Genomic DNA, 23262 nt, shown 5'->3' with positions numbered 1-23262 from the left:
GGTCTGCCTTCCGTGAGCGACCTCATGAGCTCATGGAAGGAACCCCCGTCATGACCGACACCCTGAATGTCTCCGTGCACGAACCCCCCGTGGCGAACGGCCCGTCCCGTCGCGGCTGGACCGTCCTGCTGGCCGGACTCGGCGCGCTGCTGTGCTCCCTGGACGTCGTGGTCGTCGCGACCGCGCTGCCGGCGCTGCGAGCCGATTTCGGGGCGAGCCTGTCGGACCTGGAGTGGACGATCAACGCCTACAACCTGGTCTTCGCCTGCCTCACCCTGACCGGCGCCGCACTCGGCGACCGCTTCGGACGCCGGCGGATGTACGTCGTCGGGCTCGCCGTCTTCACCCTCGCCTCCGCCACCGCCGCCCTGTCGAACGGGCCGGAACAGCTCATCGGCGCCCGGATCGTGCAGGGCGCCGGGGCGGCCGTCCTGCTTCCGCTCACCCTGACCCTGATCAGTGAGGCGTTCCCGGCCGAGAAGCGGGGGGTCGCCATCGGGGTGTGGGGCGGGGTGACCGGACTCGGGGTGGCCGCCGGGCCGGTGCTGGGCGGGGCCGTCACCGAGGGGCTGTCCTGGCAGTGGATCTTCTGGCTGAACGTGCCGATCGGCCTGGCGATGCTGCCCTTCGCCGCCACCAGGCTCCGGGAGAGTCACGGCACCCGGCCCCAACTCGACCTGGTGGGGCTGGTGCTGGCGGCCGTCGGGCTGACCGGGCTGGCCTGGGCGCCGGTCCGGGCGCCGCAGGCGGGGTGGGGGAGCGCCGAGGTGCTGGGCGCGCTGGCCGCGGGAGTCGTGTTCGTCGCGGCCTTCCTGCTGTGGGAGCGCAAGGGCGCCCGTTACCCCATGCTGCCGCTCGCGCACTTCCGCAACCGCGGCTTCGCCACCGCCAACGCGGCCGGCTTCCTGGTCTTCGGCTCGCTGCTGGGCGCCCTCTTCCTGATCACGCAGCTCTTCCAGACCGGACTCGGCTACTCCCCGCTCCAGGCGGGCGTGCGCATCCTCGTCTGGAACGCCATGCCGCTGCTGATCGCCCCGGTCGCGGGCGCCCTCGCGGACCGCTTCGGAACCCGGCCCTTCATGCTGATCGGGCTGCTGCTGCAGGGAACCGGCCTCGCCCTGCTCGCCTGGCAGGTCGAACCCGGTGTCAGCTACGGACAGTTGGTGCTGCCGCTGATCATCGCCGGCATCGGTGTCTCCATGGTCTTCCCGAGCGTCGCCAACGCCGTGACGTCCTCCGTCCCGCTCGGCGAGGCGGGCGTCGCGGCCGGCGTCAACAACGCCCTGCGGGAACTGGGCGGAGTCTTCGGCGTCGCCGTCGCCGCCCTGGTCTTCACCCGGTACGGCGGCTACGGCTCCCCGGCGTCCTTCCTGGACGGCTGCGCGCCTGCCCTGTGGGTGTCGGCGGGGGCCGCGGGAGCGGGCGCGCTGGTGGCGGCGTTCGCGCCGTCCCGCACGCGCGCGTGAGCCCACTCCGTGCCGTCGAGCAGCCCGCGCATGCGCTCGGCGGCACGGACCGCGGCCGCGCCGCAGCAGTTGTTGAACAGCACGTGCAGTCGGCCGACCCGCTCGGCGAGCCCGCGCAAGCGGGGCAGCCACTCGGCGAGTTCGGCCTCCCCGTAGTCGTACCGGAAGCGGTCCTCCTTGCTCCCCGAGCCCCAGGCGGGACTGCGGCCGTGGAAGCGGACGACGGACAGGTCCGGTGAAGTGACCGGTGTGACGGGCGGGATGGACGAGGGGAGCGTCTGCGTCATGTCGACGGCCACGGCGGCCATGCCATACCGCGCCAGCAGGGCGCGCGTCGCGTCCGCCCATTCCTCGCGCCACCAGTCCGGATGCCGGAACTCCACGGAGAGGGGCCATCCCGCGGTCCGTTCGGCGCATTCCCTCAGGAACCGCCCGGCCCGCCGTCCGGGCCGGAACCACGGAGGGAACTGGAACAGCACAGCGCCGAGCCGTCCCGCCGCCCGCAGCGGCTCGACGCCCTCGGTGAACCGCGCCCACACCGCGTCGAGCACCTTCGGGTCCCGGGGGTCGGCGGGCAACCCGTCCGGCATCACGGACCCGCGGGTCGGGTGACCGGTCAGCAGCGAGAACGCCTTCACGTCGAAGACGAAGCCCTCGGGCGTACGGTCCGCCCACAGCTCGGAGTTGCGGGCGCTGGGCAGGGCGTAGTACGCCGAGTCGACCTCGACCACCGGGAACCGGCACGCGTAGTACCGCAACCGCCCCTCGGCGTCCCGGCTTCCCGCCGGATACCAGCCGCTGCCGACCAGCGCGCGGTCCGTCCACGAACACGTGCCCACCAGGATCTCGCCCATGCGGGGCCGGTTACCCGCACGGGGGTTGTGGAAGCACGTCCATGCTGTTTATAGTCGTAGTGACTATTAAAGACGGCTGTCGAGAGGGTGGTGAACATGACGTTCGACAAGGCGAGTTACGACAAGTACGCCTACGAGCCCTTCGCCGTCACCGTCGACCTCGCCGTCCTCACCATCCGGGACGGCGCGCTGCAGGTGCTGCTGGTCGAGCGCGGGCAGGAGCCGTACGCCGGGCACTGGGCGCTGCCCGGCGGCTTCGTCGAGCCGGACGAGTCGGCGGAGACGGCCGCCGGACGTGAACTCGCCGAGGAGACGGGCCTGTCCGACGTCACCGGACTCCATCTGGAGCAGCTGCGCACCTACAGCGAGCCCGACCGGGACCCCCGGATGCGGGTCGTGTCCGTCGCGTTCACCGCGCTGCTGCCCCACGCGCCCGAACCGCACGCCGGGAGCGACGCGGCGCGGGCGAGCTGGCTGCCGTACCACGCGGACCGGCCGCTCGCCTTCGACCACGACCGGATCCTGGCCGACGCCCACGAACGAGTCGGCGCCAAGCTCGAGTACAGCTGCCTCGCCACCGCCTTCTGCGCGCCCGAGTTCACCCTCGGCGAGCTGCAGCAGGTCTACGAGACGGTCTGGGGCACGCCCCTCGACCGACCCAACTTCCGCCGCAAGGTGCTCGCCACACCCGGGTTCGTCGAACCGGTGCCGGGCGGCGCCCGACTGACCGGAGGGCGCGGCAAACCCGCCGCCCTCTACCGCGCGGGTCAGGCCACCGCTCTGCACCCGCCCCTCCTCCGACCGTCCCGGGAAGGACGCCCCGCATGAGCGCAACCATCGTCGACAAGCGCGCCGCCACCGGGGCGCTGATCGGGCTCGCCCTCGGGGACGCGCTCGGCTTCCCGACCGAGTTCAACGACGTGCCCTCGATCCTCGCCAAGTGCGGGCCGTGGCGGCAGATGCGACTGCCGACGCCGGCGATCGTCACCGACGACACGCAGATGACGCTGGCCGTCGCGCACGGCATGCGCACGGCGATGGACCGCGGGGTGCTCGCGCCCAAGCGGCTGGAGCGGCCGCTGCGCGAGGAGTTCGTGAACTGGTACCAGTCGCCGGACAACAACCGGGCGCCCGGGAACACCTGTCTGCGGGCGTGCAGCCTGCTCAAGGACGAGAACCGGCCCTGGCAGGACGCCAGCCAGATCGGCTCCAAGGGCTGCGGCGCCAACATGCGAGTGGCGCCCGTCGGGCTCGCACCGGGACTGAGCGACGAACAGCGCGCCGGGGCGGCCCAGTTGCAGGCCGGGCTCACCCACGCCCATCCCACGGCGCTCGCCGCGTCCGACCTGACGGCGAGGGCGGTACGACTGCTCGCGCAGGGCACCGAACCGGCGGCCCTGGTCGGGCTGCTGCGGACCTACGCACGTGACAACCGCAGCCGCTACCACCACCCCTGGCTCGGCGGCCTGTGGACCCGGGCCGACGACTCCACGGCCGAGGAGTTCATCGCCCGCGGCTGGGACGAGTGCCTGGGGGTACTCGACCGTCTCGACGAGGCCGTGCGCACCGCCGACTCCGAGACCGACCCGTGCCTGGCCACCGGCGCGGGCTGGATCGCCGAAGAGGCGCTGGCGACCGGCCTGTTGTGCTTCCTGCTCTTCCCCGACGAACCGGTCACCGCCATCCGCCGTGCCGCCTGCACCTCCGGCGACTCGGACTCCATCGCCTGCCTGACGGGCGCGTTCGCGGGCGCGTACCTGGGCGCGGACGCCTGGCCGACCGACTGGGCGGACCGCATCGAGTACCGGGGCGACCTGATGACGCTCGGCGCCCTCTGGGACGCTTGACCCGTGACCGACACCCTGCCCCTCGACCTGACCCCGGTGATCGCCGAACAGCCCGACCCGGTCCTCTTCGCGACCGTCTCCGGCGCACACCTCTACGGCTTCCCGTCCCATGACTCGGACGTCGACCTGCGGGGCGTGCACCTGCTGCCGGCCGCCGACCTCGTCGGGTTGCGTGAGCCGGAGGAGACGCGGTCACGGATGTGGGACCGGGAAGGCGTCGAGATGGATCTCGTCACCCACGACGTGCGCAAGTTCGTCCGGTTGATGCTGCGCCGCAACGGCTATGTGCTGGAGCAGCTGCTCTCGCCCCTGGTCGTCCACACCACGGACGCGCACCGGGAGCTGACCGCACTCGCGCCCGGTGTGCTCACCGCGCATCACGCCCACCACTACCGCGGATTCGCCACCACCCAGTGGCGGCTCTTCGAGAGGACCGGCGAGCTCAAGCCGCTGCTCTACACCTTCCGGGTGCTGCTCACCGGCATTCATCTGATGCGCTGCGGTGAAGTGCAGGCACATCTGCCCACGCTGCTCGGGGAGGTGCCCGAGGCGCCCGCGTACCTGCCGGAGCTCATCGCCGCCAAGGTGGAGCGGGAGCACGGGGACGCCGATGTCGACCACGCGCGCGTGGAGGCCGATGTGGAGCGGTTGCACGGGGTGCTCGACCGGGCGCAGGAGGCGTCAGAGCTGCCCGACGCCCCGCGGGGGTACGACGCCCTGCACGACTTCGTCGTACGGGTCCGGCTGGAGGGCTGAGGCGCGCCGGACGCGGAGGAGGAAGCCCTCCACGCGGCGCCGGTCCGGGGTTTCGGGCAGGGGGGTGTGCGCAGACGCCTCGTCCGCCTCCGTCGCCAGGCGGTTCATCCACGACTCGACCTCGGGCCAGGCGAGTTCGCCGCGTTTCACGGCGAGCAGGGGCTCACGCTGTTCGCCCACGTCGATGGTGAGGGTGCCCGTGCGGAGCAGGTCGCGGGAGCTCATCAGCAGGCGCAGCAGGTGCATCGCGTGCTTCCAGCGCGGGGCGCCGTGGGCGCGGACGTCCGCCTCCAGCTTCCTACGCTGGCCGAGGGCGTAGCGGGAGAAGGTCTCGTGGGTCAGGCGGGAGAGGAACGCCTCACGCAGGGAGAGCAGTTCGCGGCCCACGGGGTCCACGTGCTCCACCAGGGGGGAGTGCAGGCACTCCAGGATGTTCGGGTTCGCGCGCAGGGCCAGTTCGCAGAAGCGTTCCAGTTCCCAGCTGAACTGTTCGTCCGCCGGGCCCTCGACATGCGTCGGCGGCTTCTCGAAACGCCAGAACAGGGGAGTGGGGGCGAGGTACACGCCCCGGCGGTCGGTGTCGCTGCCCTCCGTCGCCAGACCGAAGGCGCGCGACCCCATGACGCAGGAGTAGATCGTGTGGTCGCGCACCAGGGCCTCGGGCTGCATGTCCGCGAGCGTACGCGGCGCCTCACGCCAGGTGGATCGAATTTCCCTCCACCGTGATCTGCTCCGGCGGCAGCGGCTTCGGCGCCGGTCCGCCCGCCACCGTACCGTCGGCGATGCGGTACTTGCTGCCGTGGCACGGGCAGTCGATGGTGCCGTCGGCGACCGTGCTCACCGTGCAGCCCAGATGCGTGCAGATCGCCGAGAAGGCCTTGAACTCGCCCTTCGCCGGCTGGGTGACGACGACCTTCTCGTCCTTGAAGATCTTGCCCCCGCCGACCGGGATCTCGGAGGTCTGCGCGAGCTCCTGGCCGGCCGAGGCCTTCACGGACGAGGAACCCGAACCGCCCCCGCTGTCGCCGTACTTGCTGCAGCCCGCGGCCAGCGGCACAGCACCTGTGGCGAGGAGAACCGTGCGTCGCGTCGAACGGTGGGTCATGTCGTCACTCCGAACGTACGGAAGAACCAGAGGGCGGACGTCAGCCAGATGAGGGTGAGAACGGTGAAGACCAGCCCACCGACGAACGGCAGCAGCCAGCCCGGCAGCCGCTCCGAGCGGAGCAGCAGCATCTTGGCACTGAAGGCACCGAAGAAGAAGCAACCCAGGACGGAGTGCCACATGACGCGCGTGCTGTACGTCTGGTAGCCCAGCGCGTACAGACAGTGAACCGCCACCGGGACCGCCACCAGGAACGCGATCCGCCCCGACCAGCGGTGCAGCGTCGGCGCCCAGCCCGGTCCGCGGAGCTTGCCGTAGACCATGAACGCGGACACCAGCTGGACGAGCGCGAAGAAGAAGGCGGTCGTCGCCAGCCACGACTTCACCGCCCCCGTACTGCTGAACCCGGCGAGGTTGAAGGCGGTGCCGGCCGGGTGGTGGGCCTTTCCGTAGACGCCGAGGCCGACGGCCACCGCGGCGGCGACCAGGGCCGGGACCAGATAGCGGGCCGGGCCCGGCGCCCGATGGCCCGGCCCCGGAGGCGGAAAGCTCTGCGTGGCGGCGTTCGGATCGACGGTCATGGTCGGCTCCCCGGGCAGAAGGATCAAGGAGTTACGGGACGTGCCGTGAGCTGCTCTCCGTCGACCGTCACCGCGCCCGTGGCCGGGTCGATGGCGGGCGCGGCCGTGCGCTTGCCGTCACGGGTGAGCAGACCGACCTGGCGGCCGTTCGGCAGGACGATCCAGCCGCCGACGATCCGGGCGCCGCGCACCTGGCTGTTGGCCCGGTACAGCCCGGACGGCTTCTTGGCCTTGGCCAGGGTGAAGGTGTAGTGGCCGCCACCGAGGTCGGCGGTACCGCTCAGCCGCGCGCCTCCCTTCAGGGTGCCGTTCAACCGCGCGCCGTTCTCGCCGGTCAGCGCCATGCTGCCGTCACCGCGCACATCGCCCTTCAGCCAGGACTCGATGTTGTGGCCGTCGCAGAAGTACGCGATCGCCTTGCCGCCGCGCAGCGAGACGGCGACGGCGGAGGAGTCGTCGTCCGTGCGGCCCGTGTAGACGCCGGTGGTCGCCGCCGTGTGCGTCGGAGTCGGGCTGGGACTCGGCGGTGCGCTGGTCCTCGTGGGCGCGGGAGACGCGGCCGGCGACTCCTCCTTGTACGTCGACGAGGCGCTCTTGGTGCCGGTGGTCGAGTTGAGCGTGAGCATGAACAGACCGAACAGCAGTCCCGCGAGCAAGGTCAGCAGCGGTCCCGGACGCTTCATGAAGGCCTCCCCCGAGGCGAGTTTCCTGTCATGAGACCGGACCGGCGGCCACGGCGTAAAGAGGCGCACGGGGTGTTCCGCCGCCAAGTATCGGAATAGAGACATTCGGGTGACATTGTCGGAGATCGTCGGGCCGTCTCAGCGGGCGGGCGCCGACGGCCGCCGCCGCGCGGGCTGACTAGGCTGGACGGTCGTAGAGCCGATACGTGAGCGAGGAGCAGCGCCGTGGCGGTACGAGCGGTCCGGGGAGCCGTCCAACTGGAACGGGACGAGGCCGGACACATGGACGAGCAGGTCGGAGCCCTGCTCACCGCCGTCCTGGAGCGGAACGGCCTGAGTGCCGACGACGTGATCAGCATCTGGTTCACGGCCACGCCCGACCTGCACAGCGACTTCCCCGCGGCCGCCGCCCGCAAGCTCGGCATCGTCGACGTCCCCCTGATCTGCGCGCAGGAACTCGACATCGCGGGCGCCATGCCCCGGGTGGTGCGGATACTCGCGCACATCGAGACCGACCGGTCCCGCGCCGAGATCAACCACGTCTACCTCGGCGCCGCGGCCGCCCTGCGCAAGGACATCGCCCAGTGAGAACCGCACTCGTCATCGGCACCGGCCTCATCGGTACGTCCGCGGCCCTCGCCCTGTCCCAGCGGGGCGTCGTCGTCCACCTCACCGACCACGATCCGGAGCAGGCCCGCACCGCGGCCGCCCTGGGCGCCGGCACGGACCAGGTCCCCGAGGGGCCCGTCGACCTCGCGATCGTCGCCGCCCCGCCGGCCCATGTCGCCGCCGTGCTCGCCGACGCCATGCGCCGGGGCGTGGCCCGCGGCTACATCGACGTGGCCAGCGTCAAGGGCGGCCCGCGCCGCGAGCTGGAGGCGCTGGGCCTGGAGCTGTCGTCGTACATCGGCACGCACCCCATGTCCGGCCGGGAGAAGTCCGGCCCGCTGGCCGCCACCGGCGACCTCTTCGAGGGCCGTCCCTGGGTCCTGACGCCGACCCGGGACACCGACACCGAGGTGCTGAACCTCGCACTCGAGCTGGTCTCGCACTGCCGTGCCGTGCCGGTGGTGATGGACGCCGACGCCCACGACCGTGCCGTCGCGCTCGTCTCCCACATGCCCCACCTGGTCTCCAGCATGGTCGCCGCGCGCCTGGAGAACGCCGAGGAGGCGGCCGTACGGCTGTGCGGGCAGGGCATCCGGGACGTGACCCGGATCGCCGCCTCCGACCCCCGGATGTGGATCGACATCCTCTCCGCGAACCCCGGGCCGGTCGCCGACCTGCTCTCGGACGTCGCCGCCGACCTGGAGGAGACCGTCGAGGCGCTGCGCTCCCTGCAGTCCTCGGACGACGCCAAGCGGCGCGAGGGCACGGCCGGCATCGAGGACGTGCTGCGGCGCGGCAACGCGGGCCAGGTCCGCGTCCCCGGCAAGCACGGCTCCGCGCCGCGGGTCTACGAGGCCGTGACCGTCCTGATCAGCGACGAGCCGGGCCAGCTGGCCCGTATCTTCGCCGACGCCGGCCGGGCCGGGGTCAACATCGAGGACGTGCGCATCGAGCACGCCACCGGGCAGCAGGCGGGTCTGATCCAGCTGATGGTGGAGCCGCAGGCGGCACCGGTGCTCAGTGCCGCGCTGCGGGAGCGGGGCTGGTCCATCCGGCAGTGATCCTCCTGATCATCCGCCTGTAAGAGGGGACCCGGGAGGCCGGTAACCTTGTGCGGGGCGCGCTCGCGCCCGTACACCACCCACCGCACCGCACCAGGAAGGTGTCCCCTCGTGGAAAACGGCGCCGCCAAGCCCGTGATCGTCGCCATCGACGGTCCGTCAGGCACGGGCAAGTCGAGCACGTCGAAGGCCGTCGCCGCGCAGCTCGGCCTGAGCTACCTGGACACCGGTGCCCAGTACCGGGCGATCACCTGGTGGATGGTGACCAACGGGATCGACCTCGAGGACCCCTCCGCGATCGCCGCCGTGGCCGGCAAGCCCGAGATCGTCTCCGGTACGGACCCGGCGAACCCGACGATCAGCGTCGACGGTACCGATGTGGCCGGGCCGATCCGTACCCAGGACGTCACCGCCAAGGTCAGCGCGGTCAGCGCGGTGCCCGAGGTGCGCGCCCGGATCACCGAGCTGCAGCGCACGCTGGCCGCCTCCGCGGAGACCGGCATAGTGGTCGAGGGCCGCGACATCGGTACGACCGTGCTGCCCGACGCCGATCTGAAGATCTTCCTCACCGCCTCCGCCGAGGCCCGCGCGGCCCGCCGCAGCGGTGAGCTGAAGGGCGCCGACGTCAACGCCACCCGCGAGGCCCTGATCAAGCGGGACTCGGCCGACTCCTCCCGCAAGACCTCGCCGCTCGCCAAGGCGGACGACGCGGTCGAGGTGGACACCACCGAGCTCACCCTCGCGCAGGTCATAGAGTGCGTCGTCACTCTCGTCGAGGAGAAGCGGGCCGGGAAGTGACCGCTGCTCCCATCGCCTCCGAGCGGGGCGCCGACGTCGGGCGCCGGATCGGCGTCGGCCTGATGTACGGGCTGTGGAAGCCGAGGGTGCTCGGTGCCTGGAAGGTGCCCGCCAGCGGCCCGGCGATCCTCGCCGTGAACCACTCCCACAACATCGACGGCCCCATGGTCATGGGAGTCGCGCCCCGGCCGACGCACTTCCTCATCAAGAAGGAGGCGTTCGTCGGCCCCCTCGACCCGTTCCTGACGGCCATCGGCCAGCTGAAGGTGGACCGCTCGGTCGCCGACCGCGGGGCCATAACGCGCGCGCTCGACGTCCTCGCGGCCGGGGGAGTCCTGGGCATCTTCCCGGAGGGCACCCGCGGAGAGGGCGACTTCGCCTCCCTGCGCGCGGGGCTCGCCTACTTCGCCGTCCGCAGCGGCGCCCCGATCGTCCCGGTCGCCGTCCTGGGAAGTTCCGAGAAGCCCGGACGGTTGATAAAGGGGCTGCCTCCGCTGCGCAGCCGCGTCGACGTCGTCTTCGGCGACCCCTTCGAGGCGGGCGACGGCTCCGGACGGCGCACCCGAGCGGCCCTGGACGCGGCGACCGAGCGCATCCAGAAGCAGCTCGGCACCCACCTGGAAAACGCACGGCGCCTGACCGGGCGCTAGGCGACACTGAGTAGTGGATCAGACCGGTGACACCGGGCGGTCCACCGATCACCACGATGAACGAGGTACGGACTTCATGAACGACGACATCCACTCCGAGGGCTCTTTCGAGGAGCACGACCACGGAGAGCTTGGCGATGCCGAGTACGCGGAGTTCATGGAGCTCGCCGCGGAAGAGGGCTTCGACCTCGAGGACGTCGAGGGGGCCATCGAGGCCGCGGGGCACGGGCCGCTGCCGGTGCTGGCGGTGGTCGGGCGGCCGAACGTCGGCAAGTCGACCCTCGTCAACCGCATCATCGGCCGCCGTGAGGCGGTCGTCGAGGACAAGCCCGGTGTCACCCGTGACCGGGTGACCTACGAGGCCGAGTGGGCGGGCCGGCGCTTCAAGGTCGTCGACACCGGCGGCTGGGAGCAGGACGTCCTCGGCATCGACGCCTCCGTGGCCGCCCAGGCCGAGTACGCGATCGAGGCCGCCGACGCGGTGGTGTTCGTCGTCGACGCCAAGGTCGGCGCGACCGACACCGACGAGGCGGTCGTACGACTGCTGCGCAAGGCCGGCAAGCCGGTCGTGCTGGCGGCCAACAAGGTCGACGGCCCGAGCGGCGAGGCGGACGCCGCCTACCTCTGGTCCCTCGGCCTCGGCGAGCCGCACCCGGTCTCCGCGCTGCACGGCCGCGGCACCGGCGACATGCTCGACGCCGTCCTGGAGGCCCTCCCGGACGCGCCCGCGCAGACCTTCGGCGGTACCGGCATCGGCGGCCCCCGCCGGATCGCCCTCATCGGCCGCCCGAACGTCGGCAAGTCCTCCCTGCTGAACAAGGTGGCGGGCGAGGAGCGCGTCGTCGTCAACGAAATCGCGGGCACCACCCGCGACCCGGTCGACGAGCTGATCGAACTCGGCGGTGTCACCTGGAAGTTCGTCGACACGGCCGGTATCCGCAAGCGTGTCCACCTTCAGCAGGGCGCCGACTACTACGCCTCGCTGCGCACCGCGGCCGCCATCGAGAAGGCCGAGGTGGCGGTCATCCTGATCGACGCCTCGGAGTCCATCTCGGTGCAGGACCAGCGGATCGTCACCATGGCGGTCGAGGCGGGCCGCGCCATGGTCATCGCCTACAACAAGTGGGACACCCTCGACGAGGAGCGGCGCTACTACCTGGAGCGGGAGATCGAGACCGAGTTCGGCCAGGTGGCGTGGGCGCCCCGGGTCAACGTCTCGGCGCGCACCGGGCGGCACATGGAGAAGCTGGTCCCGGCGATCGAGACCGCCCTCGCCGGCTGGGAGACCCGTGTTCCCACCGGCCGCCTGAACGCCTTCCTCGGTGAGCTGGTCGCCGCCCACCCGCACCCGATCCGGGGCGGCAAGCAGCCGCGCATCCTCTTCGGCACCCAGGCCGGCACCAAGCCGCCGCGGTTCGTCTTCTTCGCCTCCGGCTTCATCGAGGCGGGCTACCGGCGCTTCATCGAGCGCCGGCTGCGGGAGGAGTTCGGCTTCGAGGGGACGCCGATCCATATCTCCGTGCGGGTGCGCGAGAAGCGCGGCAAGAAGAAGTAGGCGCGAACGCCACGCGAACGACAAGGAGGGCGGCCCCCGTGGGGACCGCCCTCCTTCTCATGTCCGCTCAGTCGCCTCTGCGCGAACCCGGCGGCAGGGCCGCCGGTACGTGCTGCATCGCCGAGGCCTGCGGCCCGATGTGCCCGACCCGCTGCCACTGCGACTGCTGGCGCGCGACGGACGCCCCCGCGCTGTAGGCGCCGTAGGAGCTGCTGAAAGACCCCGGGTGGTGCCCGCCGTACGACCCCGTGCCGTGCGGGATGTTCCCGAAGGCGGTGAAGCCCAGGTCCTCCTCGCCGCTGCGGTCGCCCGGCAGCGTGCGGAAGGACTTGACGTACTCGGCGTAGAGCGCGTCGTAGATCGGCGTGGCCGATGGGCCGCCCAGGAAATCCGGGGCCGACCTCGACGAAGGGATCGACTGGAACGACTGGCGGCGCGAAACGTCGTATGCGTGCACGTATGTCCAAACGACCTCGGGTCACTTGGGATGCGGGTGCAGGCGACGGCGGCCCTCAGGTGCCGGCGAGGGGCATGGCCGCGGCGACCAGCTTGCCGCCCGCCGCGGCCTTGTCGAGCGCGTCCCGCAGCAGGTCCTCACGCGGCTGGCGGCCGATCGAGCCCACCGGCGCGGCGAACATCAGAACCTGCTGGTGCTTGTTGGCCGCGGCCCGCCAGCCCTCCGTCACCTGCAGCGGCTGGTGCGCCTGCCACCACGCCACCGGCTGTCCGCCGGCCGCGTTCGGCTGCAGCACCGCGTGCAGCTGCCCGACGGCCAGCAGCACCGACCAGCCGTGCAGCACCGGCGGCACCTCGGTGATCTCCGTCAGCGGCATGAACCCCTGCTCGATGAGCAGCGGCAGGAAGTCGTCGCCGAGACCCGTGGCCCCCGGCCGTACGATCGGTCCCGTCGGCTCGACCACCAGCGCCGGGTGCAACTCCCCGGCGATCAGCACGAGTCCGCTGGTCACCCCGAGCACGGCCTGCTCCGGCACGACCTTGTGCGGGTCCAGGTCCACCGTGTCGCCGGAGATGGACCGCACGGCCCCCTGGAGCTGCTCCTCGGTCACCTGCACGACCTGCGAGGGCAGGCAGGAGGCGTGGGCGAAGGCGAGGACGGCGGTCTCGTCGCCGATGAACAGGACGGTGCTGGTGCGCTCCTGCTCGGAGTCGCCCGGGGTGCGGCAGGACGTGCAGTCGTAGCTGCCGGGGGCGTTCGCTCCGGCGAGCAGCCGGTCGGCCTCTTCGTCGCCGATCTCGGCGCGTACCTCGTCGCTGACGTCGAGCATGCGGGGCACGGTGGCTCCCCTCGGGAAGTGTGAACCGGGCGGGTCCCGGACTCATGAAGAAGACAACGGAGGACCTGTGGCGAGAGTCACGCTCCTGGGCGAACGGAATCAATCCATCCAACGCGGATGGTCACGACGGGTTCGGAATCGGTCACTCACGGTCAAGTGCTTGTCAGGTCAAGGGAGTTGGTTGCGTGAAGTGAGTCACAGTCAGATGGCCCAGGTGGTCGAAATATCAGGAAATCACGGAGCGAATCAGGTCTCCGGAAAAACTCGCTACCTCCGGTAACACCCAACTGACCTGGCACGACGGCTCATTGGTTGTCGTCCCGCCCCACCGCTCCTTAGATTCCTCGGCCGTGTGCAACGAGCACCGCTCGGGAAACGTCCGTCCACCGCACCCGGCCCGCACCACCGGCCGGCGCGGTCGCGGCGGACGGGGCGGAGCGTGGCGACCGGCCCAAGTGCCGCGAGCGCGCCCCGCCTTGGGGGACCCCGGGTGTTTCGAGAGGGAATTACATGTCCGAGTGTGCCGATACCACCCGCGACAACGTTCGTAAGACGCGTACGACGGCGGTCCTCGCCGGGGCCGCACTGCTCGCCCCCCTCGGACTGCTGGCCGCCACCGGCAACGCGGTCGCGGCGGACGGCGGAGTGTGGGACCGCATCGCCCAGTGCGAGAGCGGCGGCAACTGGCACATCAACACCGGCAACGGCTACTACGGCGGGCTGCAGTTCTCCGCCGGCACCTGGCGCGCGTACGGCGGCTCGGCCTACGCCCCCACCGCCGACAAGGCCTCCAGGCAAGCGCAGATCGCCGTCGCCACCAAGGTCCAGCACGCCCAGGGCTGGGGCGCCTGGCCGGTCTGCTCGGCCCGGGCCGGTGCGTACGGCAAGGCGCCCGCCTCGTCGGGTGCCGCGTCCACGAAGGCCGCCCCCGAGGAGGTCGTCTCCAAGAAGGCGTCGAAGAACGCCTCGAAGAAGGTTGCGAAGCAGCCGTCGAAGGCGCCGGCCCACTCCACCGAGCACACCAACCGCAGCTCCTCCCGCGGCGACTACACGGTCCGTGAGGGCGACACCCTCAGCATGATCGCCGCGCGGCACGGAACCACCTGGCAGCGCCTGTACGCCGCCAACAAGGCCGTCATCGGCGGCGATCCGAACCTGATCGTGCCCGGGCAGCAGCTCGAACTCTGAGGCACATCCCCTCACCGGGTACCGCGGGGCCTCGTCCGGCACAACGGACGAGGCCCTTCGGCGTCCGTCGGTCACGGGGCAGCCCTGTCATCGTCTGGCCCGCTCGTCCGCCTCGCCGCCGAACACGACCGTCCCGCGCCGCAGTTCGTACACCAGGACCGGGGTTCGGTGGCGAAGCCCGGGCGGCAGCCGCTGCTCGGCGACGATCACACACGCGTCCAGACCGGCGAGCAGTTCGTACGTCCGGGCCGCGACCGGCGGTGACATCCCCTGCGCCGGCTCGTCGACGAGGACCACGCGCGCGTGTGCCAGCAGCGCCCGCGCGAGGGCGAGCATGCGCTGCTCGCCGCCCGAGAGCGTGCCGGCCCGGTGCTGGAGCAGGGGCTTGAGCTGCGGATAGGCGTCGAGGGCGAAGTCGTACTGCTGGGAGGCGAGTTCGAGGTTCTCATGGACGGTGAGGGAGCCGAACACCGCCTGGCGCTCCGGGACCAGGCACAGTCCGCGCCGGGCACGCTCGTACGCAGGCAGCCGGGTCACGTCGGTCCCGTCCCAGATCACCGTGCCGGCGGACAGGGGCACGGTTCCGGCCAGAGCGCGCAGGGCGGTCGTACGGCCGGAGCCGTTGCGGCCGAGGAGGACCGTGAGGCCGGGCGAGGGGGCGGCGAGGGTGACGCCGTGCAGGGCCTCCAAGGGGCCGTAGCGCACGCGGGCGTCGCGGAGGGCGATGCCGGTCATGGGACGACCTCGTCCAGTACGTGGTCCGGGGGGCCGGAGGCGACGATGTGACCGGCCGTCATGACGTGCACGACGTCGGCGAGGTCCGCGACCAGGTCGAGATCGTGCTCCACGACGAGGAGGGCGGTGCCGTCGGCCGCGAGGGCCTTCAGTACGCGGGTCATGGCGGCGACCTCGGTGCCGTCCAGGCCGGCCGCGGGTTCGTCCAGGAGCAGGACGCGGGGGTTGCCGGCGAGCGCCCGGGCCAGTTCCACGCGGCGGAGGGTGCCGGTGGGGAGGGCGGCGGCGGGGAGGGAACTCGCCGGGCCGTCCAGACCGAAGAGTCTCAGGGCGCGCTCGACTGCCTCCGGATCGGTGGGGCGGCCCTGTTCCGCGCCCACGCGGACGTTCTCGGCGACGGTGAGGGAGGGGAAGACGGAGAGCTGCTGGAAGGTGCGGGCGATTCCGAGGCGGGTGCGGGTGTGGGGTGGGAGCCGGGTGATGTCTCGGTCGCCGAGGTAAACCTGGCCGTGGGTGGGGTGGAGGGTGCCGGCCAGGCAGTGGAACAGGGTGCTCTTGCCCGCGCCGTTGGGGCCGACGACGGCGGTGATCCGGCCGGGAGGTACGTCGATGTCGACTCCGTCGAGGGCGGTGAAGCGGCCGTATCGGGCGTGGAGTGAGCGGGCCTTGAGGGTCGGTGCGGCGGCGGCTGCGGGTGCGGGTGCGTGGCGGGGCACCCGGCCTCCGGCCGGGTTTGTGTTCCAACCCCCACCACCCGTGCGGGATTCGTGGTCGGGTGCGGGTGGCCCTGGTGGGGGTGGAGCGCCGTCGGCGGCTGCCACCCGCGGCCGAGGGGTCACTCCCGCCAGTGCCCGTCGCCGGGTGGCAGGTCGAGCTGCGGGGTGTACGTGCGTCCGCACACGCGCTCCCGCCGGCGTGAGCTTCGCCGTCCGCCGGCCCCGCAGGCGGCTCGCCGCTGTGCGCAAGGCCTCGTGCGGGCCGGCCGGGAAGCGGCCCACCAGTACTGCCAGGACGCCGATCACGGCGGCCGCCACCCCGCCCCTGGTGCCGGCGTCGAGGCCGACCAGGAGGGCCGCCGCGGCCAGGGCCCCCAGGGTGCTGTCGGCGCCCAGGACCACCACCGCGGCGAACCAGAGGAGGCCGCGCACGGGGTCGAAGGCGGCGGGATCGAAGGCGCGCACCCCCATGCCCAGCATGCCGCCGCCGAGAGCGGCCAGCGCGGCGCCCGAGACGAAGGCCAGCAGCTTCAGCGAGGGCACCTGCACGCCGGTCGCCGACGCCCCCGACTCGTCGTCCCGCATCGCGGCCAGCGCCCGGCCGGTACGGCCTCGGCGCAGGGCGTGGGTCGCGAGCAACGCCGCCGCCAGCAGCACCAGTTCGAGGACGTAGTACGCGCGGTCGCCGTCGAAGGCCGCCGGGCGGTCCAGGGACAGGCCGGACGTCGCGTAGGGCTGGGCGAAGACGAAACGGCTCACGCCGACGCCCACGGCGAAGGTCACCAGGGCGAGCGCCAGGCCCCGGCGACTGATCGCGGGCCGGCCCGTCAGCAGGCCCAGGGGAGCCACCAGGACGACCGCGACCACGAGGGCGGCCAGTTCCGGGAGACGGGGCAGGCCCGGGAAGCGGCCGGCGGAGAGAAGGGCCGTGAAGAGGGCGCCCAGACCCGCGTACGCGGCCTGGCCGAGGGAGATCTGGCCGCCGCGGCCCGTGACGACGACCAGGGAGAGCAGGACCACCCCCAGCGCCGGTACCTGGACCGATGTGTGCAGGTCCGAACCCGCGAAGCCCAGCGGCAGCAGGAACAGCACGACCGCCACGATCCACGCGCCCGGCGGTGTCGGCAGGCGCGCGGTGGCCGTGCGGGGCAGGGCGTCACGCATGTCGACGCGAGGCATCGCCAGGGACGTGACCAGCAGGGCGACGACGAACAGGTTCGCGTCGGCCGCCTGCAGCAGCGGCCCGCCCCAGCCCGACGGATGCAGCCGGGTCAACTGGCTCTGCGCCACCCCGATGCCGAGCGCCACCGCCACGGCGACCGGCAGACTGCGCATCCGCGCGGCCACCGCCACCGCCACGACCTCCATGACCAGCAGCGGCAGTCCGTACGGGTCCAGCCGGACGTACGGCGCGAGCAGTACGCCCGTCAGACCCGCCGTGAAGGCCCCGAACGCCCAGCCGGCCGCCGCCACCCGGTCCGCGTCGATCCCGCCGAGCACCGCGAGCTGCCGGTCGTCCACCACGGCCCGCAGCTCCCGCCCGAACCGGGTCCAGCGGATCACGGAACCGACACCGGCCGCCAGGACGAGGACCACCGCCAACTGCCCCCAGGGGTCCGCCGACACCAGCTCGGGGGCGTCGTCCCTCGCCCCCTGCCCCCACAGCAGCGCCGCCCCGCCGACCAGCAGCACGAAGACACCGATCGAGGCGACCAGGGTCTGCGCCGGGTCGCTGCCCCGGACCGCGAGCGGGCGGAAGACGAACCGCTCCAGGGTCACGCCGATCGCCGGAGCCAGGACGACGAGTGTCGCGGTCGCCGCGAGCCACAGCGGCCACCCCCACTCGACCACGCACTGCCGCAGCACGTACGCGCACACCATGGCGATCGCGCCGTGCGCGAAGTTCAGCACGCCGGTCGCGCGGTACGTCACGATCAGGCCGATCCCGGTGAGCGCGGCCGCGCTGCCCACCGAGAGGCCGGCGAGCGTGAGGTCGTACGTCAGGGACGACATCAGTCGGTTTCTTCGACGGGCTCACAGATGGGGCACGGGCCCAGTTCGCCGCCGGCCAGGAGCTTGGCGTCCACCGGGACCGCCTCCACCTTCCCGGCCACCAGCGGACAGTCCGCCCGGTGCCAGAGCGTGCCCCCGGGCACCATCAGCAGGTCCCCGCTGACCGCGAGGGGCGCACCGGCCGGCTGCACCGGCTCGTCCGCGTCCGAGGGCTCGGCGGCGACCAGGAGGCCGTACAGCTCCTCCACGCGCGTGGCGGCGAGCGCGCCCCGGCCGTGCGTGAGCAGCACCGCCCCCGCGATGATCAGGGCCGCGCCCGGGATCGAGCAGGAGGCCAGATAGGGCAGCTGCCGCTCGGCGTAGCGCTCGCCCGAGACGCCGTACCAGCCGATGACGCACAGCACCGCGCCCGCGGCGAGCGCGGCCCAGCCGGCCCACAGGACGGGGTGCACGCTCCGGAGTCTGGCTGTCCGCATCTCTGGCTCCCACACGTCACGCGTCTGACTGTCTTCCCAGGTCTGCCGATCGCTTGCACTATGCCTTCTGGAAGCTGACCCTGAAAGCACCGGGCGCACCTTGCCCGGAACGACACCCGGTGGTGAGCCAGATGGTTCTCGGGAGCGACCTCAGGCGGGGGAAGGCACGAAGGGGGCGCGGCCCACGGGCGGCGGGACGGGGTACGGCGGCGCTCGCCGCCCTCGTTCTCATCCTCACCCCCGTCCTCGCGGCGTGCAGCGACAAGAGCGGCGGCGGCAGCCAGAGCGCGCCCCCCACTCCGTCCGTGGCGACCCCGGCGACGAGCGCACCGGCCACCGCGCCCGCCGACCCGGCGGCCGCCAAGCAGGAGATCACGGTCAACTGGCAGAAGTTCTTCGACCCGAAGACGTCACTGGCCGAGAAGCAGAAGGTGCTGGAGAACGGCGACAGCATGGCGCCGGTGCTGAAGGCCTTCAGCGGTGACAAGCGCGGCGGCCAGGTGCAGGCGCAGGTCCAGACGATCGAGTTCACCTCACCGACCAAGGCGACCGTGACGTACGCGCTGACCCTGCAGGGCGCCACCGCGCTGCCGAAGGCCTCCGGGACCGCGGTTCAGCAGGGCGGCACCTGGAAGGTGTCCGTCAACACCCTGTGCGCGCTGGTCCAGCTGAGCGGCGATGCGTCGGGTTCGCCGGCCGCGGGCTGCTGAGGGCGCGGCTGCCGCCGCGCTGCTGCTCCTGCTGGGCACGGCGTGCGGCAGCCGGCTGCCGGAGAGCGACTTCGAGCACGACACCCGCACACCCGTGCCCGCGCCGAGCGGCGGCACACCGATCCCGGTCGGCATCATCACCAGTGTCACCAGCCCGGTCGGCGGCGCGGCCTTCACCGGCCCGCGCGACGGCGCCAAGGCCTGGTTCGACCGCCTCAACGCGCGCGGGGGCATCGACGGGCACCCCGTCCAGGTGCGCGAGTGCGACGACGGCGGCAGCGGTGTCGGCGACAACACCTGCGTCCACCAGCTGGTCGACGAGGAGAAGGTCGTCGCCCTGGTCGCCACCACCGCCCTCGACTACGCGGGCGCCCCCCGCGTCTCGCACGCGCGCGTACCCGACATCGGCGGCCAGCCCATCGGCGCCGCCTACGACACCTGGCCGCACCTGTACGGCATCTACGGCAGCCTCGCGCCCAGGAACGGCACCCCGGGCTGGGGCGGGAAGCTGTACGGCGGCACGGAGGTCTACCGGTACTTCAAACAGAAGCAGGGCGCCCGTACGGCGGCCGTCGTGTCGTACAACCAGGCCTCCTCCGCCGCCTACGCCCGTCTGGTCGAGCAGGGGCTGAAGGCCGAGGGCTACAAGGTCGTCAGCGAGCAGGTCGACTTCGCGCTGCCCAACTTCCGCGCCGCCGCGGCCGACCTGAAGGAGCAGGGCGCCGACCTGGTCTTCGACGCCATCGACACCCACGGCAACGCCCAGCTGTGCAAGGCGATGGACGAGGTCGGCGCCAAGGTCATCGCCAAGGTCACGAACGTCCAGAACTGGACCTCCACCGTCCCGGACGACTACCAGGACTCGCCGCGCTGCCGCAACGCCCTGTGGGCGACGGGGGCCAGCCGCGACTACGACGACACCGCGAACGCGGCCGTGCGGGAGTTCCGGGACGCGACCAAGAGCCTGAAGACGCACTCCCAGTGGCAACTGGAGGGCTGGGCGGCCGCGATGTGGTTCACGGACGCGGCCAGGTCCTGCGCGCGGACGGGCATCACGCGCGCGTGCGTGGACGGATTCATGAACCGCGGCGACGGCTACACCGCCGACGGGCTGCTGCTGCCCGTGTCCTTCCAGCGGCTGGCCGAGCCGCCGAAGACCCGCCGGACCTGTCTGTCGGTGGCGCGCTGGAGGGACGGCAAGGGCTGGGTCTCACAAGGGGACATGAACCACACCTGTTTCGATGTGCCGCAACTGCCGTACTCCCCCTGATAGAGACTTTGACCATGCTGGAGACCTCGGCACGACTGCTGCGTCTGCTCTCTCTGCTCCAGGCGCACCGTGATTGGTCCGGCGCCGACCTCGCCGAGCGCCTCGGCGTCACCGCGCGCACGGTGCGCCGGGACGTCGACCGCCTGCGCGAGCTGGGTTACCCCGTCAACGCCAGTCCCGGCACCGGGGGCGGCTACCAGCTGGGCGCGGGCGCCGAACTGCCGCCGCTGCTGCTGGACGACGACGAGGCCGTCGCCGTGGCCGTCGGCCTGCGCACGGCCGCCGGGCAGGGCATCGAGGGCATCGGCGAGACCTCCGTACGGGCCCTCGCCAAGCTGGAGCAGGTGCTGCCGAGCCGGCTGCGCCGCCGGGTCGGCGCCCTGAACGCCTTCACCGTGCCCATGCTGCGCGGCCCCCTGCCCTCCGCGGTCGATCCCGCCGTCCTGACCGAGCTGGCCATCCTCTGCCGGGACTCCGAGCGCCTGCGCTTCGAGTACAGCGACCACGGGGGCCAGGCCACCCGCCGTACCGTAGAACCCCACCGACTCGTCTGCAGCGAGCGGCGCTGGTACCTCGTCGCCTGGGATCTGGAGCGCGAGGACTGGCGGACCTTCCGCGTCGACCGCATCACGCCCAGGCCGCCGCACGGCCCACGCTTCGCCCCGCGCACCCCGCCCGCCGAGGACCTCGCCGCGTACGTCTCGAAGGGCGTCTCCATGCGCGCGTACGCCACCCAGGCCGTCGTCCGTCTGCTCGTGCCCCGGGAGGAGGCCGCCGAGCGGATCTCGCCGAGCGCCGGGACGCTGGAGGCGGACGGGCCGGACGCCTGCGTCCTGCGCACGGGAGCGGCGAGCCTGGAGGTGATGGTGATTCACGTGATGATGACGGGCTTCGAGTTCGAGGTGCTGGAGCCCGCCGAGCTGATCGAGGCGATCAGGACGTCTCGGGACCGCCTGTCGCGCGGACTTCTCCGAGCGGCTCGTCCTCGGTCGCCGCGTACTCCGGATGGTGCAGGTCGAACGCCGGGGACTCGGAGCGGATCCTCGGCAGGCCGGTGAAGTTGTGCCGGGGCGGCGGGCAGGAGGTCGCCCACTCCAGGGAGCGGCCGTACCCCCAGGGATCGTCGGTCTCGACCCGCACGCCGTACTTCGAGGTCTTCCAGACGTTGTAGAGGAACGGCAGCGTCGACATGCCGAGCAGGAACGCCCCGATCGTCGACACCGTGTTCAGGGCGGTGAAGCCGTCCGCGGCCAGGTAGTCGGCGTACCGGCGGGGCATGCCCTCCGCGCCCAGCCAGTGCTGCACCAGGAACGTGGTGTGGAAGCCGACGAACAGCGTCCAGAAGTGGATCTTCCCGAGCCGCTCGTCCAGCATCTTCCCGGTGAACTTCGGCCACCAGAAGTACAGCCCGCCGAAGATCGCGAAGACGACCGTGCCGAACACCACGTAGTGGAAGTGGGCCACGACGAAGTAGGTGTCCGAGACGTGGAAGTCCAGCGGCGGCGACGCCAGCAGGACTCCGGTCAGACCGCCGAACAGGAACGTCACCAGGAAGCCGGCCGCCCACAGCATCGGCGTCTCGAAGGACAGCGAGCCCTTGATCATCGTCCCGGTCCAGTTGAAGAACTTCACGCCCGTGGGGACGGCGATCAGGAAGCTCATGAAGGAGAAGAACGGCAGCAGCACGGCGCCGGTGACGAACATGTGGTGCGCCCACACGACCACCGAGAGACCGGTGATCGACATCGTCGCGCCGACCAGCGTCAGATAGCCGAAGATCGGCTTGCGGGCGAAGACCGGGATGATCTCCGTGATGATCCCGAAGAACGGCAGCGCGATGATGTACACCTCGGGATGCCCGAAGAACCAGAATAGGTGCTGCCACAGCAGCGCCCCGCCGTTGGCGGGTTCGAAGACCTGCGCGCCGAAGCGCCGGTCCGCCTCCAGTACCAGCAGCGCCGCCGCGAGCACCGGGAACGCCATCAGGATCAGGATCGACGTGAACAGCGTGTTCCAGGTGAAGATCGGCATCCGGAACATCGTCATGCCGGGCGCGCGCATCCCGATGATCGTCGTGATGAAGTTGACCGCGCCGAGGATCGTTCCGAACCCGGCCAGCGCCAGCCCCATGATCCACAGGTCGGGGCCGAGACCGGGGGAGTGCACGGAGTCGTTGAGCGGCGCGTAGGCGAACCAGCCGAAGGCGGCGGCCCCGTCGGGCGTGAGCAGCGAGCCGAGCACGATCAGACCGCCGAACAGAAACAGCCAGTACGAGAACATGTTCAGCCGGGGGAACGCCACGTCGGGGGCGCCGATCTGCAGCGGCATCAGCTCGTTGGCGAAGCCCGCGAAGGACGGGGTGGCGAACAGCAGCAGCATGATCGTGCCGTGCATCGTGAACAGCTGGTTGTACTCCTGGTTGCTCAGGATCTGCAGCCCGGGACGGGCGAGTTCGGCCCGCATCAGCAGCGCCATCACCCCGCCGACCAGGAAGAACACGAACGAGGTGATCAGGTAGAGATGCCCGATCTTCTTGTGGTCGGTGGTGGTCAGCCAGTCGACGACCAGCCGGCCGCGCTGCTTGTGCGGTACGGGTCGCGCCGCCGCCCGCACGGTCTGGGTCCCCATCGTTCGCTCGCCCCTTCGCTCGTCGCACCGGGTCCGCTGCAGCCCGCGCTCGCTCGCGAGCTCACGCCATGATGCGCGCCTCGGCGTGCGCCGCGACAGGGGGTGTGCGGGGGTTGTGTGCCGGATCCATGTATTTCCTATGCGGTGTCAGCTCCCGCGACCGGCGCCCGGAATCGGCCCGGAATCGAATCCGACGGCGACCGGGGGCCGTTCTCACGGCACTTTCCGCCCGGGTATTGGACAAGCCCGAGCGACACGCGGGAATT

At 71.8% G+C, this 23262-nt stretch carries 23 protein-coding genes and 1 pseudogene; 13 read left to right on the top strand and 11 right to left on the bottom strand.

Annotation, left to right across the window (positions count from 1 at the left end; genetic code table 11):
- Positions 1 to 50 precede the first annotated feature (50 nt).
- The gene (locus tag ABZ453_RS28430; protein WP_359019063.1) at positions 51 to 1466 is read left to right on the top strand and encodes an MFS transporter; all 1416 of its coding nucleotides are present in this window, start codon (positions 51 to 53) and stop codon (positions 1464 to 1466) included.
- Here the strand turns inward: ABZ453_RS28430 and ABZ453_RS28425 are convergent.
- On the bottom strand, positions 1349 to 2320 hold the full coding sequence (locus tag ABZ453_RS28425; protein ID WP_359019061.1) for a DUF72 domain-containing protein: 972 nt from the start codon (positions 2318 to 2320) through the stop codon (positions 1349 to 1351). The genes ABZ453_RS28430 and ABZ453_RS28425 overlap by 118 nt on opposite strands.
- 96 nt (positions 2321 to 2416) lie before the next feature.
- Between ABZ453_RS28425 and ABZ453_RS28420 the strand changes: the two genes are divergently transcribed.
- From ABZ453_RS28420 to ABZ453_RS28410, 3 genes are read left to right on the top strand one after another with little or no spacing between them, the layout of a single operon-like run.
- A complete protein-coding gene (locus ABZ453_RS28420) occupies positions 2417 to 3148 on the top strand; it encodes an NUDIX domain-containing protein (RefSeq protein ID WP_359019060.1) in 732 nt (243 codons plus the stop codon).
- A complete protein-coding gene (locus tag ABZ453_RS28415) occupies positions 3145 to 4167 on the top strand; it encodes an ADP-ribosylglycohydrolase family protein (protein WP_359019058.1) in 1023 nt (340 codons plus the stop codon). Before ABZ453_RS28420 ends, ABZ453_RS28415 begins: the two co-directional genes overlap by 4 nt.
- A gap of 3 nt (positions 4168 to 4170) precedes the next feature.
- Complete coding sequence (locus tag ABZ453_RS28410) at positions 4171 to 4923, top strand: nucleotidyltransferase domain-containing protein (RefSeq protein ID WP_359019056.1); 753 nt, start codon at positions 4171 to 4173, stop codon at positions 4921 to 4923.
- Here the strand turns inward: ABZ453_RS28410 and ABZ453_RS28405 are convergent.
- From ABZ453_RS28405 to ABZ453_RS28390, 4 genes are read right to left on the bottom strand one after another with little or no spacing between them, the layout of a single operon-like run.
- Positions 4849 to 5592 carry a nucleotidyltransferase domain-containing protein gene (locus tag ABZ453_RS28405; RefSeq protein ID WP_359019054.1) on the bottom strand — a complete coding sequence of 248 codons (744 nt, stop codon included), beginning with the start codon at positions 5590 to 5592 and terminating at the stop codon, positions 4849 to 4851. The two genes, ABZ453_RS28410 and ABZ453_RS28405, sit on opposite strands and share 75 nt — an antisense overlap.
- Before the next feature lie 22 nt (positions 5593 to 5614).
- Positions 5615 to 6028 carry a Rieske (2Fe-2S) protein gene (locus ABZ453_RS28400; protein WP_359019053.1) on the bottom strand — a complete coding sequence of 138 codons (414 nt, stop codon included), beginning with the start codon at positions 6026 to 6028 and terminating at the stop codon, positions 5615 to 5617.
- Positions 6025 to 6609 (bottom strand): DUF6529 family protein, encoded by a 585-nt coding sequence (locus tag ABZ453_RS28395; RefSeq protein ID WP_359019051.1) that lies wholly within the window; start codon positions 6607 to 6609, stop codon positions 6025 to 6027. The genes ABZ453_RS28400 and ABZ453_RS28395 overlap by 4 nt, the downstream gene beginning before the upstream one ends.
- Before the next feature lie 23 nt (positions 6610 to 6632).
- Entirely contained in the window at positions 6633 to 7292 is a 660-nt protein-coding gene (locus ABZ453_RS28390) for a hypothetical protein (protein ID WP_359019049.1), read from the bottom strand.
- 225 nt (positions 7293 to 7517) lie between these two features.
- Here ABZ453_RS28390 and aroH point away from each other — a divergent pair, with 225 nt between their 5' ends.
- The 5 genes from aroH to der all read left to right on the top strand — a co-directional run bounded on the left by aroH (position 7518) and on the right by der (position 11965).
- Positions 7518 to 7880 (top strand): chorismate mutase, encoded by a 363-nt coding sequence (gene aroH / locus ABZ453_RS28385; protein ID WP_359019047.1) that lies wholly within the window; start codon positions 7518 to 7520, stop codon positions 7878 to 7880.
- On the top strand, positions 7877 to 8962 hold the full coding sequence (locus ABZ453_RS28380; protein ID WP_359019045.1) for a prephenate dehydrogenase: 1086 nt from the start codon (positions 7877 to 7879) through the stop codon (positions 8960 to 8962). The genes aroH and ABZ453_RS28380 overlap by 4 nt, the downstream gene beginning before the upstream one ends.
- Before the next feature lie 111 nt (positions 8963 to 9073).
- Positions 9074 to 9760, top strand: a complete 687-nt coding sequence (cmk, locus tag ABZ453_RS28375; RefSeq protein WP_359019043.1) for a (d)CMP kinase — start codon at positions 9074 to 9076, stop codon at positions 9758 to 9760.
- A complete protein-coding gene (locus ABZ453_RS28370; protein WP_359019041.1) occupies positions 9757 to 10410 on the top strand; it encodes a lysophospholipid acyltransferase family protein in 654 nt (217 codons plus the stop codon). Before cmk ends, ABZ453_RS28370 begins: the two co-directional genes overlap by 4 nt.
- A gap of 76 nt (positions 10411 to 10486) precedes the next feature.
- Entirely contained in the window at positions 10487 to 11965 is a 1479-nt protein-coding gene (gene der / locus ABZ453_RS28365) for a ribosome biogenesis GTPase Der (RefSeq protein WP_359019039.1), read from the top strand.
- A 67-nt stretch (positions 11966 to 12032) separates the two neighbouring features.
- Here the strand turns inward: der and ABZ453_RS28360 are convergent, their stop codons facing one another.
- Both ABZ453_RS28360 and ABZ453_RS28355 read right to left on the bottom strand, forming a co-directional pair.
- On the bottom strand, positions 12033 to 12422 hold the full coding sequence (locus ABZ453_RS28360; protein ID WP_359019037.1) for a hypothetical protein: 390 nt from the start codon (positions 12420 to 12422) through the stop codon (positions 12033 to 12035).
- Positions 12423 to 12477: 55 nt separating this feature from the next.
- Positions 12478 to 13260, bottom strand: coding sequence for a hypothetical protein (locus tag ABZ453_RS28355; RefSeq protein WP_359019036.1), 783 nt, complete (start codon positions 13258 to 13260; stop codon positions 12478 to 12480).
- 510 nt (positions 13261 to 13770) lie between these two features.
- On the opposite strand from ABZ453_RS28355, the gene ABZ453_RS28350 reads away from it, so the two are divergent.
- Complete coding sequence (locus ABZ453_RS28350) at positions 13771 to 14448, top strand: transglycosylase family protein (RefSeq protein ID WP_359019034.1); 678 nt, start codon at positions 13771 to 13773, stop codon at positions 14446 to 14448.
- 87 nt (positions 14449 to 14535) lie between these two features.
- Here the strand turns inward: ABZ453_RS28350 and ABZ453_RS28345 are convergent, their stop codons facing one another.
- Genes ABZ453_RS28345 through ABZ453_RS28335 form a run of 3 tightly spaced genes read right to left on the bottom strand, consistent with a single transcriptional unit; the run spans position 14536 to position 18388 of the window.
- On the bottom strand, positions 14536 to 15183 hold the full coding sequence (locus tag ABZ453_RS28345; RefSeq protein WP_359019032.1) for an ATP-binding cassette domain-containing protein: 648 nt from the start codon (positions 15181 to 15183) through the stop codon (positions 14536 to 14538).
- Positions 15180 to 17912 (bottom strand): ATP-binding cassette domain-containing protein, encoded by a 2733-nt coding sequence (locus tag ABZ453_RS28340; RefSeq protein WP_359019030.1) that lies wholly within the window; start codon positions 17910 to 17912, stop codon positions 15180 to 15182. Before ABZ453_RS28340 ends, ABZ453_RS28345 begins: the two co-directional genes overlap by 4 nt.
- Complete coding sequence (locus tag ABZ453_RS28335) at positions 17912 to 18388, bottom strand: hypothetical protein (protein WP_359019028.1); 477 nt, start codon at positions 18386 to 18388, stop codon at positions 17912 to 17914. Before ABZ453_RS28335 ends, ABZ453_RS28340 begins: the two co-directional genes overlap by 1 nt.
- 131 nt (positions 18389 to 18519) lie before the next feature.
- Between ABZ453_RS28335 and ABZ453_RS28330 the strand changes: the two genes are divergently transcribed.
- From ABZ453_RS28330 to ABZ453_RS28320, 3 genes are read left to right on the top strand one after another with little or no spacing between them, the layout of a single operon-like run.
- Positions 18520 to 19098, top strand: coding sequence for a hypothetical protein (locus ABZ453_RS28330; RefSeq protein WP_359019026.1), 579 nt, complete (start codon positions 18520 to 18522; stop codon positions 19096 to 19098).
- Positions 19067 to 20368: an ABC transporter substrate-binding protein gene (locus ABZ453_RS28325; protein ID WP_359019025.1), complete on the top strand. Its 1302-nt coding sequence runs from the start codon at positions 19067 to 19069 to the stop codon at positions 20366 to 20368. The genes ABZ453_RS28330 and ABZ453_RS28325 overlap by 32 nt, the downstream gene beginning before the upstream one ends.
- 14 nt (positions 20369 to 20382) lie before the next feature.
- Positions 20383 to 21426, top strand: coding sequence for a YafY family protein (locus ABZ453_RS28320; RefSeq protein WP_359019023.1), 1044 nt, complete (start codon positions 20383 to 20385; stop codon positions 21424 to 21426).
- Here ABZ453_RS28320 and ctaD read toward each other — a convergent pair.
- Positions 21359 to 22996 (bottom strand): annotated as a pseudogene (ctaD, locus tag ABZ453_RS28315) (cytochrome c oxidase subunit I); the annotation flags it as partial. The gene ABZ453_RS28320 and the pseudogene ctaD sit on opposite strands and share 68 nt — an antisense overlap.
- Positions 22997 to 23262: the final 266 nt, after the last annotated feature.

This window comes from Streptomyces sp. NPDC005799, assembly GCF_040630525.1.
Classification (GTDB): Bacteria; Actinomycetota; Actinomycetes; order Streptomycetales; family Streptomycetaceae; genus Streptomyces; species Streptomyces griseorubiginosus_B.
Note: the sequence above shows the minus strand (reverse complement) of the source record. Positions and strands in the feature narration are given on the sequence as shown.

Bases quoted from the DNA above. Each gene is read 5' to 3' on its own strand.
- ABZ453_RS28430 (WP_359019063.1), top strand. From the start codon at position 51: ATGACCGACACCCTGAATGTCTCCGTGCACGAACCCCCCGTGGCGAAC.
- ABZ453_RS28425 (WP_359019061.1), bottom strand. From the start codon at position 2,320: ATGGGCGAGATCCTGGTGGGCACGTGTTCGTGGACGGACCGCGCGCTG.
- ABZ453_RS28420 (WP_359019060.1), top strand. From the start codon at position 2,417: ATGACGTTCGACAAGGCGAGTTACGACAAGTACGCCTACGAGCCCTTC.
- ABZ453_RS28415 (WP_359019058.1), top strand. From the start codon at position 3,145: ATGAGCGCAACCATCGTCGACAAGCGCGCCGCCACCGGGGCGCTGATC.
- ABZ453_RS28405 (WP_359019054.1), bottom strand. From the start codon at position 5,592: ATGCAGCCCGAGGCCCTGGTGCGCGACCACACGATCTACTCCTGCGTC.
- ABZ453_RS28400 (WP_359019053.1), bottom strand. From the start codon at position 6,028: ATGACCCACCGTTCGACGCGACGCACGGTTCTCCTCGCCACAGGTGCT.
- ABZ453_RS28395 (WP_359019051.1), bottom strand. From the start codon at position 6,609: ATGACCGTCGATCCGAACGCCGCCACGCAGAGCTTTCCGCCTCCGGGG.
- ABZ453_RS28390 (WP_359019049.1), bottom strand. From the start codon at position 7,292: ATGAAGCGTCCGGGACCGCTGCTGACCTTGCTCGCGGGACTGCTGTTC.
- der (WP_359019039.1), top strand. From the start codon at position 10,487: ATGAACGACGACATCCACTCCGAGGGCTCTTTCGAGGAGCACGACCAC.
- ABZ453_RS28350 (WP_359019034.1), top strand. From the start codon at position 13,771: ATGTCCGAGTGTGCCGATACCACCCGCGACAACGTTCGTAAGACGCGT.
- ABZ453_RS28345 (WP_359019032.1), bottom strand. From the start codon at position 15,183: ATGACCGGCATCGCCCTCCGCGACGCCCGCGTGCGCTACGGCCCCTTG.
- ABZ453_RS28340 (WP_359019030.1), bottom strand. From the start codon at position 17,912: ATGTCGTCCCTGACGTACGACCTCACGCTCGCCGGCCTCTCGGTGGGC.
- ABZ453_RS28335 (WP_359019028.1), bottom strand. From the start codon at position 18,388: ATGCGGACAGCCAGACTCCGGAGCGTGCACCCCGTCCTGTGGGCCGGC.
- ABZ453_RS28330 (WP_359019026.1), top strand. From the start codon at position 18,520: ATGGTTCTCGGGAGCGACCTCAGGCGGGGGAAGGCACGAAGGGGGCGC.
- ABZ453_RS28325 (WP_359019025.1), top strand. From the start codon at position 19,067: ATGCGTCGGGTTCGCCGGCCGCGGGCTGCTGAGGGCGCGGCTGCCGCC.
- ABZ453_RS28320 (WP_359019023.1), top strand. From the start codon at position 20,383: ATGCTGGAGACCTCGGCACGACTGCTGCGTCTGCTCTCTCTGCTCCAG.